Annotated in this window: 15 protein-coding genes; 4 read left to right on the forward strand and 11 right to left on the reverse strand. The window is 73.3% G+C overall.

Annotation, left to right across the window (positions count from 1 at the left end; all coding sequences use genetic code 11):
- Positions 1 to 33: 33 nt before the first annotated feature.
- On the forward strand, positions 34 to 1,539 hold the full coding sequence (gene pdxR, locus ACRYCC_RS17315) for a MocR-like pyridoxine biosynthesis transcription factor PdxR (RefSeq protein WP_433813243.1): 1,506 nt from the start codon (positions 34 to 36) through the stop codon (positions 1,537 to 1,539).
- 15 nt (positions 1,540 to 1,554) lie between these two features.
- Here pdxR and ACRYCC_RS17320 read toward each other — a convergent pair whose 3' ends face one another.
- On the reverse strand, positions 1,555 to 2,910 hold the full coding sequence (locus tag ACRYCC_RS17320; protein WP_433813245.1) for a cytochrome P450: 1,356 nt from the start codon (positions 2,908 to 2,910) through the stop codon (positions 1,555 to 1,557).
- A gap of 177 nt (positions 2,911 to 3,087) precedes the next feature.
- Between ACRYCC_RS17320 and ACRYCC_RS17325 the strand changes: the two genes are divergently transcribed.
- The 3 genes from ACRYCC_RS17325 to ACRYCC_RS17335 all read left to right on the forward strand — a co-directional run bounded on the left by ACRYCC_RS17325 (position 3,088) and on the right by ACRYCC_RS17335 (position 5,395).
- Positions 3,088 to 3,867, forward strand: a complete 780-nt coding sequence (locus tag ACRYCC_RS17325) for an HAD-IIA family hydrolase (RefSeq protein WP_433813246.1) — start codon at positions 3,088 to 3,090, stop codon at positions 3,865 to 3,867.
- Between the two features lie 12 nt (positions 3,868 to 3,879).
- A complete protein-coding gene (locus tag ACRYCC_RS17330; protein WP_433813248.1) occupies positions 3,880 to 4,521 on the forward strand; it encodes a GNAT family N-acetyltransferase in 642 nt (213 codons plus the stop codon).
- Between the two features lie 223 nt (positions 4,522 to 4,744).
- The gene (locus tag ACRYCC_RS17335; RefSeq protein WP_433813249.1) at positions 4,745 to 5,395 is read left to right on the forward strand and encodes a LysE family translocator; all 651 of its coding nucleotides are present in this window, start codon (positions 4,745 to 4,747) and stop codon (positions 5,393 to 5,395) included.
- Between the two features lie 123 nt (positions 5,396 to 5,518).
- Here the strand turns inward: ACRYCC_RS17335 and ptsP are convergent, their stop codons facing one another.
- From ptsP to ACRYCC_RS17385, 10 genes are all read right to left on the reverse strand, one after another.
- The gene (ptsP, locus tag ACRYCC_RS17340) at positions 5,519 to 7,168 is read right to left on the reverse strand and encodes a phosphoenolpyruvate--protein phosphotransferase (RefSeq protein WP_433813251.1); all 1,650 of its coding nucleotides are present in this window, start codon (positions 7,166 to 7,168) and stop codon (positions 5,519 to 5,521) included.
- Entirely contained in the window at positions 7,161 to 7,481 is a 321-nt protein-coding gene (locus ACRYCC_RS17345) for an HPr family phosphocarrier protein (RefSeq protein WP_433813252.1), read from the reverse strand. Before ACRYCC_RS17345 ends, ptsP begins: the two co-directional genes overlap by 8 nt.
- 42 nt (positions 7,482 to 7,523) lie before the next feature.
- On the reverse strand, positions 7,524 to 8,564 hold the full coding sequence (locus tag ACRYCC_RS17350; protein WP_433813254.1) for a zinc-dependent dehydrogenase: 1,041 nt from the start codon (positions 8,562 to 8,564) through the stop codon (positions 7,524 to 7,526).
- Positions 8,561 to 9,013, reverse strand: a complete 453-nt coding sequence (locus ACRYCC_RS17355; RefSeq protein WP_433813256.1) for a PTS mannitol transporter subunit IIA — start codon at positions 9,011 to 9,013, stop codon at positions 8,561 to 8,563. The genes ACRYCC_RS17350 and ACRYCC_RS17355 overlap by 4 nt, the downstream gene beginning before the upstream one ends.
- Complete coding sequence (locus ACRYCC_RS17360; protein WP_433813258.1) at positions 9,006 to 9,320, reverse strand: PTS sugar transporter subunit IIBC family protein; 315 nt, start codon at positions 9,318 to 9,320, stop codon at positions 9,006 to 9,008. The genes ACRYCC_RS17355 and ACRYCC_RS17360 overlap by 8 nt, the downstream gene beginning before the upstream one ends.
- Complete coding sequence (mtlA, locus tag ACRYCC_RS17365; RefSeq protein ID WP_433813260.1) at positions 9,317 to 10,501, reverse strand: mannitol-specific PTS transporter subunit IIC; 1,185 nt, start codon at positions 10,499 to 10,501, stop codon at positions 9,317 to 9,319. Before mtlA ends, ACRYCC_RS17360 begins: the two co-directional genes overlap by 4 nt.
- A 26-nt stretch (positions 10,502 to 10,527) precedes the next feature.
- Entirely contained in the window at positions 10,528 to 11,466 is a 939-nt protein-coding gene (gene pfkB / locus ACRYCC_RS17370; RefSeq protein WP_433813262.1) for a 1-phosphofructokinase, read from the reverse strand.
- Entirely contained in the window at positions 11,463 to 12,224 is a 762-nt protein-coding gene (locus ACRYCC_RS17375) for a DeoR/GlpR family DNA-binding transcription regulator (RefSeq protein ID WP_433813264.1), read from the reverse strand. The genes pfkB and ACRYCC_RS17375 overlap by 4 nt, the downstream gene beginning before the upstream one ends.
- 183 nt (positions 12,225 to 12,407) lie before the next feature.
- Positions 12,408 to 13,190: a sulfite exporter TauE/SafE family protein gene (locus ACRYCC_RS17380; RefSeq protein ID WP_433813266.1), complete on the reverse strand. Its 783-nt coding sequence runs from the start codon at positions 13,188 to 13,190 to the stop codon at positions 12,408 to 12,410.
- Between the two features lie 90 nt (positions 13,191 to 13,280).
- Positions 13,281 to 13,874: a rhodanese-like domain-containing protein gene (locus ACRYCC_RS17385; RefSeq protein ID WP_433813268.1), complete on the reverse strand. Its 594-nt coding sequence runs from the start codon at positions 13,872 to 13,874 to the stop codon at positions 13,281 to 13,283.
- Positions 13,875 to 13,925: the final 51 nt, after the last annotated feature.

Consider the following 13,925-nt stretch of genomic DNA (forward strand, 5'->3'; position numbering starts at 1 on the left):
GGACCGACCGGACCGAACATAAGATCCAGTGCCATGCCGGGAAATTGGTCCAGTCGAGGCCTGGACCTGCACCTCGAGGTCGACACCGCGGGCGGGCGGCGGGCCGGGCTGGAGCGCGCCCTGCGCGAGGCCGTCCGGGACGGGCGCCTGGCGCCGGGCTCCCCGCTGCCCTCGACGCGAGAGCTGGCCGGGGAGCTGGGGCTCTCCCGCGGTACGGTGACGGCCGCCTACGACCAGCTTGCCGCCGAGGGGTATCTGACCGCGCGCCAGGGCGCGGTCACCAGGGTCGCCGACCTGCCCGCACCGGTCCCCGCCCCGGCCCGGCCCGCCCCGGGGACGGCGGCGCCCCAGCACGATCTGCGTCCCGGCCGGCCCGATGTGGCCGCCTTCCCCGCGGCCGCCTGGTCGCGTTCGACCCGCCGGGTGCTGACCACCGCGCCCGCCGACATCCACGGCCTCAGTGACCCGCAGGGGCGTGCCGAGCTGCGCACCGCGCTCGCGGGCTACCTCGGACGCACCAGGGGAGTGCTGACCGGCCCGGACCGCATCGTGATCACTTCGGGTTCGTACCAGTCCTTCGGCCTGCTGGCCCGCGTGCTGGCCGAGTCCGGCACGACCGCCGTCGCGATGGAGGATCCCGGCCACGAGGCCTACCGCGAGGTCGTCCGGCGGGCCGGCCTCACCGTCCTGCCCCTGCCCGTCGACCGGCACGGGGCCCGTGCCGACGCGCTGACCGGCGTCCTGGCCGGCCGGGGGTCGGGCGCGCCCGGGGCGGTGGTCGTCACCCCCGCGCACCAGTACCCGACCGGGGCGCCGCTGCATCCACGGCGCCGGCACGAGCTGTGCGCCTGGGCGCGCGCGTCCGGCGGCCTGGTCATCGAGGACGACTACGACGGGGAGTACCGCTACGACCGCCGGCCCGTCGGCGCCCTGCAGGGCATCGCCCCCGACCGGGTCGTCTACTGCGGCTCGGCGTCGAAGAGTCTCGGGCCGGGACTGCGCCTGGGCTGGATGGCGCTGCCGTCCGACCTGGTCGGCCCGGTCGTGGAGGCGAAGTTCCAGGCCGACCTGCACACCGGGGCGCTCGGCCAGCTCGTCCTCGCCGACCTGATCACCCGCCACGACTACGACCGGCACATCCGCGCCGGCCGGCTGCGCTACCGGCGCCGCCGCGACCTGCTCGTGCGGCGGCTGGGTCCGGGCCCGCGGCAGCCTCTGCCCGGCCTGGTGCTGCACGGCGTCGCCGCCGGACTGCACACGCTGATCACCCTGCCGGATGACGGCCCCGCCGAGCCGGAGGTGCTGGCCGAGTGCGAGCGGCGGGGGATCGCGCTGCGCGGCCTGTCGGAGCTCTGGCATGACCGCGCCGACGCGCATGCCGACCTGCGCAGCCACCTGAACGGTGACCTGCACGGGGGTCTGCACGGTGACGCGCAGGGTGTTCTCGTCGGCTATGCCGCCGCATCCGAGCACGCCTACCCCGCGGCCCTGGAGGCCTTCGCGGGCGCGCTGGGAGCCGCCCGCCGGGTCACGGGATGAGCCGTGCCCGCCCGCTCACGCCGGCAGGGGTGCGCGCACCTCGGTGATCTCCACCTGGATGCCGTGGCGGGGCCGCATCGCGGTGATGCTGGTCGGCCGCGCGGGCCCGCCGGTCAGCTCCGCCTCGACGCGGTACAGCAGCCGGGCGAGCACCACCTTGATCCCGGTGGTGGCGAACCCGGCGCCGATGCAGCGGTGCGGGCCCCCGCCGAAAGGCAGGAACGTCGCGGGGGTGGGGGGCCGGTGGCCGGGGTCGGCCGGGTCCCAGCGCTCCGGCCGGAACCGCTCGGGTTCGGGCCACACCTCCGGCAGCCGGTGCGTGACGTACGGGCTGTAGAGGACCATGGTCCCCCGGGGGATGCGCCGCCCCTCGAAGGTGAACTCCGCGGCGACCTTGCGCGCGCTCATGACGGCGGGCGGGTAGAGCCGCAGCGTCTCGCTGACGACGTTGTCGAGATAGGTGAGCCGCTGGAGCGCGTCGGCGGTGAGCGGGCCGCCGTCCAGCACCGTGCGCACCTCGTGCCGGGCGCGTTCGCGTACGGCGTCGTCGCCGAGGACGGCCTGGACCGCCCAGGCCAGTGCCGCGCTGGTGGTCTCGTACCCGGCGGCGATCAGGCTGATGACCTGGTCCTGGAGCTCGACGTCGGTGAGGCCGCCGCCGTCCTCGTCGCGGGACTGCATGAGCATCGCGAGCACGTCGTCGTACGGCTCCGGGTCGTCCTCGCGCTCGGCGATCTCCCGCATGACCCGGGACACGACGGCGGCGCGGGCGCTGAGCACCCGCCGCCAGGCCGGGTTGGGCAGTGCGCGCATCAGGACGAGCATGCTGTAGGGCCGGTCGATCGCGTTCAGCGCGTGCTGGAGCCTGCGGCCGAGGACGTCGGCGTCCGCGGCCAGGCGCGGGCCGAACAGCAGTTCCACGGTGCTGCGCCGTACGAGGTCGCGGAGCGCGGCGTAGACGTCGACGCGCTGCCCGGGCCGCCAGGTGTCGATGAGCTCGTCGGCGTTGGCGGCCATCCGGGTGACGTACCCGTCGATCCTGCGGCGGTGGAAGGCGGGCTGCACGAGCTTGCGGCGGCGGCGGTGCTCCTCGCCGTCACTGACGATGAGCGAGGTCGCGCCGTTGACCGGCACGAGCACGTCGAACGCCTCCCGCCAGGTGAACAGGCCGGAGTTGGCGAACACGAAGGCGTTGGCCTCGGGGCCGAGCATGAGGACGTATTTCACCGGGCCGAATCCGAACCCGGAGACCGGCCCGTTCTTGTCGTACATGCGCCGCAATCCGGCGTAGGGGTCACGGGCGAGCAGCAGGCCGAGGCGGGTCAGGGCAAAAGGTGAGGAGAGGCCTGGAACGGCGCTCACGTCGCTCATCGTGCCACTATCGCATGTCCGGGCACGTTCCAGAGAAGATCGTCAGAGCCGGATCGGAGCGGTTCGTGGCGGCCGGAAAGCGGGCGCGGAAAGACCTGCATGCCCGGCATTTCGCCGGTAATCCGGCACTTGGGGCAGACCGGCCTTTGTGGGATCACGACCTGGGAGAATGACCGCATGCGAGAACGGAAGATCGAGTGCTGGCTGTCCGACATGGACGGTGTCCTGATCCACGAGGGCCTGCCCGTTCCCGGGGCGGACGAGTTCATCCGCCGGCTGACCGCCTCGGGCCGGCGGTTCCTGGTGCTGACCAACAACTCGATCTACACCCCGCGGGACCTGGCCGCCCGGCTGCGCGCCGTGGGGCTGGTGGTCCCGGTCGAGGCCATCTGGACGTCGGCGCTGGCGACCGCGAAGTTCCTCAACGACCAGCGGCCGGAGGGCTCGGCCTTCGTCATCGGGGAGTCGGGGCTGACGACGGCGATGCACGAGGCCGGCTACGTCCTCACCGACCTCAGTCCCGACTACGTGGTGCTGGGGGAGACCCGCAACTACAGCTTCGAGCAGATCACCAAGGCGATCCGGCTCATCGACAGCGGAGCCCGCTTCATCGCGACCAACCCCGACCCGGTCGGCCCGTCGACCGAGGGGTCACTGCCGGCCTGCGGCGCCGTCGCCGCGATGATCACCAAGGCGACCGGGGTGGACCCCTACTTCGTCGGCAAGCCCAACCCGCTGATGATGCGCAGCGGGCTCAACGCCGTGCAGGGCCACAGCGAGACCACCGCGATGATCGGCGACAGGATGGACACCGACGTCGTGGCGGGGATGGAGGCCGGGCTGCACACCATCCTGGTGCTGTCGGGCGTCACCCGGCGTACCGAGGTGGACCGGTATCCCTTCCGGCCGTCGCAGATCGTGGACTCGGTCGCGGACCTCATCGACATGGTGGAGTGACGGGGGGCACGCATGGACGATCCGACCGTACGGCCCCGGCCGCAGGCGGTCATCCGGCCGTACCGCGCCGAGGACCTGCCCGAGGTGTACGACGTCTGCGTGCGCACCGCGCACGAGGGCGGTGACGCCCGGGGGATCTACCGGGATCCGGACCTGATGCCGGACATCTTCGCGGGCCCGTACCTGCGTCTGGAGCCGCGGCTGGCGTTCGTCCTGGACGACGGCGAGCGGGTGGTCGGCTACGTGATCGGCACCGCGGACACGGCCGCGTTCGCCGCGGCGTACCGCCGGCTGTGGCTGCCCGAGGTCGGCGGGCGCTACCCGCGGGCGCAGGCCCCGGCCACCCCGGACGAGCAGATGATCGAGCTCATGTACACCCCGGAGCGGATGGTGCTGCCGGAGCTTGCCGACTACCCGGCGCACCTGCACATCGACCTGCTTCCGCGGTACCAGCGCGCCGGCCACGGCCGGGCCCTCATGGCGACCCTGCTGGCGGCGTTGCGCGAGGCCGGGGCGCCGCGCGTGCACCTGGGGATGGTGACGGCCAACCGCGGCGCCCGCCTGTTCTACGACCGGCTGGGGTTTCGCGAACTGCCGGTGACCGACCCGGGGCCCCTCACCTATCTGGGCAGGTCCACCGATCCGCTGCGGTGAGGCCCGCGGATCGGCTGCCGGGGGTGCGGGCCGTCGGGCACATCGCCGGATCGGGCATCGGACCCGTACCGGGCTGCCTGCGGTGATCGTCGGGCCGTAGGCTCTTCCTTGGTCGTGCCGGTGCGTCGTGCCGGTGCGTTGTGCCGGTGCGTTGTGCCGGTGCGTTGTGCCGATGTGCGTTGTGCCGGTGTGCGTCAGGTCGTGTCAGGGGAGGCGGAGGGCCGTGGTCAGCATCAGTGCGTTCGTGGGCATCGCGGCGGTGGCGCTCGGGTTGGTCCTCACCCCCGGCCCCAACATGATCTACCTGGTGTCGCGGTCGGTGGTGCAGGGCCGCCGGGCCGGGCTGGTCTCGCTGACCGGGGTCGCGGCCGGGTTCCTGGTCTACCTCGTCGCGGCGGCCGCGGGCATCGCGACGCTGTTCGCCCTGGTGCCCGCCGTCTACATGGCGATCAAACTCGGCGGCGCGGTGTACCTGCTCTGGCTGGCGTGGAAGGCGGTGCGGCCGGGCGGCGACTCGGTCTTCGCGCCCAGGCCGCTGCCGGACGACCCGCCGCGCAGGCTGTTCACGATGGGGCTGGTCACCAACCTGCTGAACCCGAAGATCGCCATCTTGTACGTGTCGCTGCTCCCGCAGTTCGTGGATCCGGCGCGCGGCCACGTCGCCGTGCAGAGCCTCACGCTGGGGCTCACCCAGATCGTCATCGCCCTGACGGTCAACGCGCTGATCGTGCTGGGCGCCGGTTCGGTCGCCGCGTTCCTGGGCGACCGGCCGGCGTGGCTGCGCGCGCAGCGTTACGTGATGGGCACGGTGCTGGCGGGGCTCGCGCTGCGCATCGCCGCCGACCGGTCGCGCGCGGCGGCGGTCACCCCGTAGCCGGCCGGTATCGGGCAGGGGCCGAGGTCGATCAGATCGGTGAGCGTCCGCTGGAGCGTCTCTCGCCGGGCAGAATCTTCTTCGCTCCCAACGCGGTGATCCGGTGGACCGGTCGCTTGGGGGTCAGTCCCCGCGAGCCGCGGCGCGCGCGCCGGTGGCGTCGTCGGCGTCCAGGACCCGCCGGGCAAGACGCCCGCACGCGGGCAGGCTGTGGCGGGCGAGCTGTGCGCGCACGGCCGGCAGGGCGGCAGCCGCCATGGACAGCCTGCTGATGCCCAGGCCGACCAGGACGGGGGCGAGCAGCGGGTCGGCCGCGGCCTCCCCGCAGACACCGACCGGCTTCCCGCTGTCCTTGCCGGCCGCCGCACAGCGCTCGACGAGCTGGAGCAGCGCGGGCTGCCAGGGATCGAGCAGGTCGGCGAGGTCACCGGTCTGCCGGTCCGCGGCCAGTGTGTACTGGCTGAGGTCGTTGGTCCCGATGCTGAGGAAGTCCGCGACCCGCAGGAACCGGTCCGCCAGCAGCGCGGCCGCCGGAACCTCGACCATGACGCCGGCGGTGGCGAGGCCGTGGTCGTGGGCGCGCTCGACGAACCCGGCGGCCTCCTTCGGTGTCGAGACCATGGGGGCCATCACCCACACTTCGGTGCGCGTCCGGGCGGCGGCCAGCGCGATGGCCCGCAGCTGGGTGTCGAGGATGTCCGGGCGGCGCCGGTCCACGCGCAGGCCGCGCAGGCCGAGGGCGGGGTTGGGCTCGTCGGGGAGGCCGAGGAAGGGCAGGGGCTTGTCGGCCCCGGCGTCGAGGGTGCGCACGACGACGGTGCCGTGGTCGAAGGCGCCGAAGACCTCGGCGTAGGCGGCCACCTGCTCGTCGACGCCGGGTTCCTCGTGGCGGCCCAGGAAGAGGAACTCGGTGCGGAACAGCCCCACGCCGCCCACGTCGGCCAGGTCCACCCCGGCCAGGTCGGCCGCGGAGCCGATGTTGAGCATGAGGTCGACCGCGTGCCCGTCGGCGGTCCGCCCGGGCCCCCGGCCCGCGGAGAGCAGTTCCCGCTGCGCGGCGGCCCGGTCTCGGTAGTCGGCCACCTCGTCCTCGCGGACCCCGATGCGCACCTGACCGGTCGTACCGTCGACGGTGGCCAGCAGGGACTCCGGCGCGGCCGGCACGCCGCCGCAGCCCACCACGGCGGGCAGGCCCAGGGAGCGGGCGAGGATCGCGGTGTGGCTGGTCGGGCCGCCGCGCCGGGTCACCAGCCCCAGGACGATCGCCGGGTCCAGCGTCGCGGTGTCGGCCGGAGACAGGTCATCGGCGACCAGGATGAACGGGTGGCCCGGCGCGGGCACGCCGGGCATCGGCTGCCCGAGGGCGGCGGCGAGCGCCCGGTGCGCGATGTCGTCCAGATCGGCGGCCCGCTCGGCGAACTGGCCGCCGGCGGAGCTCAGGAGGCTGCGGTGCTGGTCGAACGTGGCGCGCAGGGCGCGCGGCGCGTCCTGCCCGCGCTGGATCCTGGCGGTGACGTCGTCCAGCAGGACGGGATCGGAGGCGAGCATGGCCTGGGCCTGCAGCACCTCCCGGCCGGCGCTGGTGGTGGCCGCCTCGGCGCGGGTGCGCAGGTCCGCCTCGACGGTCTTGAGGGCGTTCTCAGCAACGGCGATCTCGTCCTCGGGATCGGTGACCGGGCGTACGGGGGGCAGCACCGGCGCCGGTCCCATCACCAGGACGGGGCCCGCCGCCAGTCCCGGGCTCACGCCGATGCCGTACAGCAGCTCAGGCACCGGCGGGCTCCTGCGCCGGCCGGCCGTCGCCGGGCTCCTGGCCGTCCAGGTCACGGGCGAGCAGGTCGGCCAGGGCGTCGAGCGCGCGCTCGGCGCCCGCCGCGTCGGCGTCCTCGGCGCGCAGGGTGACCTCGCTGCCGTGCACGGCTCCGAGGGAGAGCACCGACAGCATGCTGTGCGCGGGGACCGGCCGCCGGTCGCCGACGGCGATGGTGACCGCGACGGGCTGCCGTGCGGCCGCCTCGACGAAGAGCTTCGCCGGGCGCGCGTGCAGGCCACCGGAAGAGCCGATGATCACTCTGCGTTCGGCCATCTGAGCGTCCTTTCCAGCAGGGTGGGATACGCGGGTGGGGGTTCAGGGCTGGATGGTGACCTTGACGGCTTCGCCCCGGGCGACGATGCCGAGGGCGTCGAGGGCCGCCTCCAGCGGCAGCCGGTGCGTGATGAGGTCGTCGACCGGAACCCGGCCGGAGGCGATGAGGTCCAGCGCGCGGGCGTTGTGGGCGGGGCTGGAGCCGTTGGCGCCCACGATGGTGAGTTCCCGGTAGTGCACCAGGTTGGAGTCGCAGGCGATGACCGGGTCGTCCTTGGGCAGCCCGCCGAAGAAGCTGATCCGGCCCTGCCGCGCGGCCATCGCCAGCGCCTGCTCCTGGGCCTTGCCGGACGCGGCGGCGGTGATGACCACGTCGGCTCCGCGGCCGCCGGTCAGATCGAGGACCGCCGCGACGACGTCCACGCCGTCGGCGCTGATCGCGGCGTCGGGTTCGACCAGCTCGGCGGCCTGGGCGAGCCGCGCGGCGTTGAGCTCGATCATGAAGACCCGGGCGGCGCCGTGGGCGCGGGCCATCCGCACGTGCAGGCAGCCGATCGGCCCAGACCCGATCACGACCACGTCGTCGCCGTCGCCGACGCGTGCGAGTTCCTGACCGTTGAGGACGCAGGCCAGGGGCTCGGTCACCGACGCCTCGGCGAAGGAGAGGCCCGCGGGGACGCGGTTCACGCCGCCGACGGCGAGCACCTTGGCGGGGACGATCATGTACTCGGCGAACCCGCCGTCGTAGTGGTAGCCGATCGACTCCTGGTGGGGGCAGACCGTCATCCGGCCGCGCAGGCAGTCCGGGCAGTGGCCGCAGGGGATGGCGGCGATCACCTGGACCCGGTCGCCGGCCGCCCAGGCGGTGACACCGGCCCCGACGTCGGCGATCTCGCCGGCGACCTCGTGGCCCATCACCCGGGGCGGGACGATGTGGTGATGCCCGAACCGGGAGATCTTGACGTCGGTTCCGCAGGTCGAGCAGTTCCGCACGCGGATCTTGAGTTCGCCGGGGCCCGCGACGGGCTCGGGGGCGTCCTCGAGCCGGATGTCACCGGGGGCGTAGAAGCGTGCGACCCTCATGTGGTCTCCCTTTGCGGTTGGAGCAGGCCGGTCAGTTCGTCGGCCGTGGTGGCCGCGCGGAGCGCCCTGGCCCGGTCCGGGTCGAGCAGGATCTCCGCCAGCTCGGTGAGGATGCCGATGTGGGCGTCGCCGCGGGCCGCGATGGCGATGCAGAGTGTGACCGGCTCGCCGGCCCAGTCCACTCCGTCGGGGAACCGCAGCACCGCGAGGGCGTCGTGGTGCACGGCGTCCTTGCCGGCCACGGTCCCGTGGGGGATGGCGACCCCCTCTCCCAGGTAGGTCGAGATGGAGGACTCCCGCGCCAGCATGGCCGGGATGTAGTCGGGACCCACCGCGCCGATGCCGACCAGCGCCTGCCCGCACAGGCGGATCGCGCTCTCCTGGTCGTCGGCGTGGGCGTGCAGGTCGATCGCGCGGGGATCGAGCAGCCGCGCGGCCGTCTCACCCATCCAGCACCCCGCCGTTCTTGATGACCGAGACCAGGTGGGTGACGGCCGGGTCGCCGATGAAGACCTGGAACGGGACGATGACGGTGCCGGGTGCCCCGCCGCGGGCGCGGGCGGCCAGGCCCGCGTGGCAGACCACCACGTCGGCGTCGGCGGGGATGGCGTTCACCGGGGTGTGCGCGACCTCGACGGCGTACTGCTTGAGCTGCTTGCGCAGCTGGCCCGCGAGCATGACGCTGCTGCCCATGCCCGCGTCGCAGGCGATGACGAGCTTGTGGATGTCGTTTCCGTTGATGGTGGTCATGGTCATGCCTCCAGGGGACGGTGCTGCGGCGGCGCGTCGGTGCGGGCGGCCGGCTGCCCGGTCACGCCGGCGTCGGCGGCGGGCTCGGCCGCCGGGTCGGCTTCGGTCCCGGCGGGTGCCGCGTCGGCGGTTTTGGGTTCGGCGAGGCGGCCGAAGCCGAGCAGTGCCGCGCCCACGGCGAACGAGACGCCGGTGGCGACGATGACTCCGGCGAACACCCCGAACCAGCCGCCCTTGGGAGTCTCGGCGGCGTAGGCGAAGATGCTGCCGGGCGACGGGGTGGCGACCAGGCCGGCGCCGGTGACGATGAAGACCAGGATTCCCGCGGCGCCGCCGGCGATCGCGGCCAGGATCATCCGCGGCTTCATCAGCACGTAGGGGAAGTAGATCTCGTGGATGCCGCCGAGGAACTGGATGACGATCGCGGCAGGCACGCTCGGCCGCAGCGCCCGCGGCCCGAAGAACATGTACGCGAGCAGGACGCCGAGGCCGGGCCCGGGGTTGGACTCCAGCATGAACAGGATCGACTTGCCGTGCTTGAGTGACTCCGCGACGCCGAGCGGGCCGAGCACCCCGTGGTTGATGGCGTTGTTGAGGAACAGCACCTTGGCGGGTTCGACCAGGATCGAGGCGAACGGCAGCAGGTGGTGGTGGACCAGCCATTCGACGCCGTCGCCCGCGGTGTTGGTGATGTTACGGACGATGGGCGCGATGCCCCACACTCCGAGCACGGCCATGGCGGCGCCGACGATGCCCGCGGTGAAGTTCTCCACCAGCATCTCGAAGCCGGCCCGGATCCGGTTCTCGGTGAACTTGTCGATCCGCTTGAGCAGGTACGCGGCGAGCGGGCCGATGATCATCGCGCCGAGGAACATCGGGATCTTCGAGCCGACGGCGACGCCGATGGTGGCGATCGCGCCCACCACCGCGCCGCGCTGGCCGTGCACCATGCGCCCGCCGGTGTAGCCGATCAGGATCGGCAGCGCGAACAAGATGATCGGGTCGACGAGGGCGGCGAACTTGGCGTTGGGCAGCCAGCCGGTCGGGATGAACAGCGCGGTGATGAGTCCCCAGGCGATGAACGCCCCGATGTTGGGCATCACCATGCCGGCCAGATGGCCGCCGACGCGCTGGATCCGCGCCTTGATCCCGCCCTCGGTGAATTCGGGGGTGTAGGTAGTGGCCATGTGCGCTCCTCAGGGGCAGAGGGGGGTTACCTGATCAGGGACCGGCTCAGGTCCGGTCGGGGATGGATCTGGACGATGTCGCGCCGGATGTCGTGCGGGCGCGGCATCCGGCTGGCGGGAAGCCGCACGGCGGCGGCTCCCCATGCCAGGCCCTCGGCGAGTGCCTCGGCGCCCCGGGCGCCGGCGGCGAGGAATCCGGCCAGCAGCGCGTCCCCCGCACCGACGGTGCTCTGCGGGGCGGCGACGTGCGCCTCGCCCACGGTCACGCCGTCGTCGTCCACGAGCACCGCGCCGCTGGCGCCGAGGCTGGCCAGGACCTTGCCGGCGCCGCGATCGCGCAGCTCCTCGGCGGCCCGCACCACGTCGGTGAGCCGGTTCAGCGGCCGGCCCACCGCTTCGGCGAGTTCCTCCCGGTTCGGCTTGATCAGCACGGCGCCGGCCGCGACCGCGGCGAGCAGCGGCGGGCCGCTGGTGTCCACGGCCACCCGGGTGCTGCCGGCGGCGAAGGACCCGCACAGCTCGGCGTAGATCTCGTCCGGCACACCGGGCGGCAGGCTGCCGCAGGCCACCACCCAGCTCGCGGTGCCGGCCTCGGCGAGCACCGCGTCGATGATCTGGTCGAGCTCCGGGCGGGACAGCGCCCCGCCGGGCTCGTTGAGCTTGGTGATCACCCCTTGCGGCTCGACGATGGTCACGTTCGACCGGGTCCTGCCGGTGACGCGCACCGCCCGGACCGCGATGCGCTCGGCCTCCAGCAGCTGGATGAACTGGTCGCCGTCGGAGCCGCCCGCGGTGACGATCGCACGTGAGGGCACGTCGTTGGCCAGCAGTGCCCGGGAGACGTTCACTCCCTTGCCGCCCGGGTCCAGCCGCGCGGATCGCGTGCGGATCATCGCCCCGCGGACGAGCCGGTCGACCTCGATGGCCCGGTCGAGGCTGGGGTTGAGGGTCAGCGTGACGATCACGTGCAGATCACCCGCAGACCGGCCTGCTCGAAGTCGGACAGCAGCTCACTGTCGAGCCCGCTGTCGGTGATCAGGGTGTCGATCTGGGAGATCTCCGCGAACCGGGCGAAGTAGTCGTTGCCGATCTTGGTGTGGTCGGCCAGCACCACGGCGCGCCGGGCGGCCGCGATCATCGACCTCTTCACCGCGGCCTCGGCGGGATCGGGGGTGGTGAACCCGCACTCGCCGGAGAGGCCGTTGGTGCCCATGAACGCCACGTCCACGTGGATCCGCGACAGCATCTGCAGATTCCAGTCGTCGACGGTGGCCAGCGTGCGGCGGCGTACCCGCCCGCCCAGCATGATCACGGTGAGGTTGGGGCGGGGGGCCAGGGAGACCGCCAGCGGCGGCGCGTTGACCACGACGGTCAGCTCCCGGTCCATCGGAAGCGCGGCGGCGAGCCGCTCCGTCGTGGAACCGGCGTCGATGATGATGGCGCCCTCGTCCGGCAGCTCGGCCAGGGCCGCCTTGGCGATGCGCTCCTTCTCCACCGTCATCACCGCGTCCCGGGCGGCCAGCGCGGGCTCGAAACCCAGGCGCTCGACCGGGATCGCCCCGCCATGTACCCGGCGGACCACGCCGGCACGTTCCAGGGCCGTCAGGTCCCGCCGGATCGTCTCGCTGGTCACCGACAGCTCCTCGGCGAGCCGCATGACGTCGACGCGGCCCTCGGCGCGGGCCCGACGCAGGATCTCCTGCTGCCGCTCCTCCACGTACATGTGGTTTAGCTCCCGTTTCGAGTTTGTTTCCCTTTGTTTACGCCCATACAAGTGGGAACGTCAAGGGTCAGATGTGACCCGGCTCATAATTTCTCGCCGTGATGGAGGCGTGATGAGGTACGAGACCGGCTTGCCGGCGCCGGGCGGCCGTCCGCGCTGACCGGTCTGTTCCGGTGGGCGGGTTCAGCCGGTCAGGGCGGCGGGATCGGTCAGTGCCTGGAGGATGATGAAGGCGGCCACTGCGAAGACCAGGTAGGCGAACCAGCGGCGCAGGCGTGCGGCGTCCAGATGGCGGCCGAGCCGGGCGGCGGTCAGCGATCCTGCCACCGCAGCGGTGGTGAACGCGATGGCGACCGTCCAGTCGAGGGTGGCGTCGCCGGCGTGGGCGGCGAATCCTGCGGCGGCGTTGGTGATGACGATGAGCAGGGAGGTGCCAACCGCCACGGTCATGGGCAGGCCGAGGCCCAGGACGAGGGCGGGGATGATGAGGAAGCCGCCGCCGACACCGAACAGGCCGGTCAGCAGCCCGACGGCGGCTCCGGCGGTGATGGCTTTGGGCAGGCAGCCGCGCCAGTCGACGCCGCCGCCGGGCAGCGCGCACGCCCCGCCCGCGGGGGCGTTCTCGGCCAGCATCCGCCAGCCGGCCACCACCATGACCGCGGCGAATCCGATCATGACGGCGGGTGCGGGCAGCAGCCTGTTGAGGGCGGCGCCGCCGAACGCGGTGACGGCACCGGCGCCGCCGACGACGGCGGCCATTCGCCAGCGCACCTGCTGGGCGCGGATGCGGGGCAGGACGGCGGTGGCCGCGGAGATGCCCACCACCAGCAGGGAGGTCGGGATCGCTGCTGACAGGGTCAGGCCCGCGCCGTAGACGAGGGCGGGCACGGCCAGGATGGAGCCGCCGCCGCCCAGCAGCCCGAGCAGGACCCCGATCACCGCTCCCAGCAGCACGGCGGTCAACATCGCCGGCCTCCTTCCGTCGGCACGGCCGCCGGGTGCGCCGCCCGGCTCACCCCATCGGCCCGGACGGGCCGGCGGGGGTGCGGGGGCGGTTCACGGGCGTTCTCCGGCCAGGGCCGCCACGACGGCGTCGAGGTCGGTGCGCGGGCCTTGGTTGTAGGGGAGCTTGGCCAGTGCCATGCCCATGGCGCAGGTGTTGGTCAGGGCGGCGAAGGTCAGGCCGGCGCCGATGAGGCCGGCGACCCATTTGGCGGCGGGGAAGAAGACGCTGGCCAGGATCGAGGCCGCCACGATCGACCCGGCTACCAGGCGCACCTGGCGTTCCAGGTCCCAGCGCGGCCTGCCTGCGGTGACCGTGGCGCCGGCGGCCTGCCAGGCGGTGATGCCGCCGGTGAGGATCCGCAGGTTGGCCAGGCCCGCACCCGCCAGGGCCTGCTCGGCCAGCCCGGCGCGCTGCCCGGAGCGGCAGATCAGCACGACCTGCTCGTCCAGGTGCGCGCGCAGCTCGGCGCGGTGCTCGCGCAGCAGGTCCAGCGGCACGTTGTGGGAGCCGGGGATGTGGGCGGCCTCGAACTCGCCGGGGGTGCGCACGTCGATCAGACGGGGCCCGGCACCCGAGTCCAGCAGGTGCCGCAGCGCGGCGGTGTCCAGGCCCGCTGGGCCGGTGGGGGTGTCGGCGATGCTCATACGATCTCCTCGAAGTGGCGGCGGCGGTGGATGCCGGGCCGGGGGGTTCGG

Origin of the sequence: Actinomadura scrupuli, from assembly GCF_050971785.1 — a bacterium.
Lineage (GTDB): Bacteria > Actinomycetota > Actinomycetes > Streptosporangiales > Streptosporangiaceae > Actinomadura_E > Actinomadura_E scrupuli.

Excerpts from the sequence above, each read along its gene's own strand:
- ACRYCC_RS17345 (WP_433813252.1), bottom strand. The coding sequence starts at position 7,481 with ATGGCCGAACGCAGAGTGATCATCGGCTCTTCCGGTGGCCTGCACGCG.
- ACRYCC_RS17375 (WP_433813264.1), bottom strand. The coding sequence starts at position 12,224 with ATGTACGTGGAGGAGCGGCAGCAGGAGATCCTGCGTCGGGCCCGCGCC.
- ACRYCC_RS17380 (WP_433813266.1), bottom strand. The coding sequence starts at position 13,190 with ATGTTGACCGCCGTGCTGCTGGGAGCGGTGATCGGGGTCCTGCTCGGG.
- ACRYCC_RS17330 (WP_433813248.1), top strand. The coding sequence starts at position 3,880 with ATGGACGATCCGACCGTACGGCCCCGGCCGCAGGCGGTCATCCGGCCG.
- ACRYCC_RS17355 (WP_433813256.1), bottom strand. The coding sequence starts at position 9,013 with ATGGGTGAGACGGCCGCGCGGCTGCTCGATCCCCGCGCGATCGACCTG.
- pdxR (WP_433813243.1), top strand. The coding sequence starts at position 34 with ATGCCGGGAAATTGGTCCAGTCGAGGCCTGGACCTGCACCTCGAGGTC.
- ACRYCC_RS17385 (WP_433813268.1), bottom strand. The coding sequence starts at position 13,874 with ATGAGCATCGCCGACACCCCCACCGGCCCAGCGGGCCTGGACACCGCC.
- ACRYCC_RS17350 (WP_433813254.1), bottom strand. The coding sequence starts at position 8,564 with ATGAGGGTCGCACGCTTCTACGCCCCCGGTGACATCCGGCTCGAGGAC.
- ACRYCC_RS17360 (WP_433813258.1), bottom strand. The coding sequence starts at position 9,320 with ATGACCATGACCACCATCAACGGAAACGACATCCACAAGCTCGTCATC.
- mtlA (WP_433813260.1), bottom strand. The coding sequence starts at position 10,501 with ATGGCCACTACCTACACCCCCGAATTCACCGAGGGCGGGATCAAGGCG.
- ACRYCC_RS17320 (WP_433813245.1), bottom strand. The coding sequence starts at position 2,910 with ATGAGCGACGTGAGCGCCGTTCCAGGCCTCTCCTCACCTTTTGCCCTG.
- ACRYCC_RS17325 (WP_433813246.1), top strand. The coding sequence starts at position 3,088 with ATGCGAGAACGGAAGATCGAGTGCTGGCTGTCCGACATGGACGGTGTC.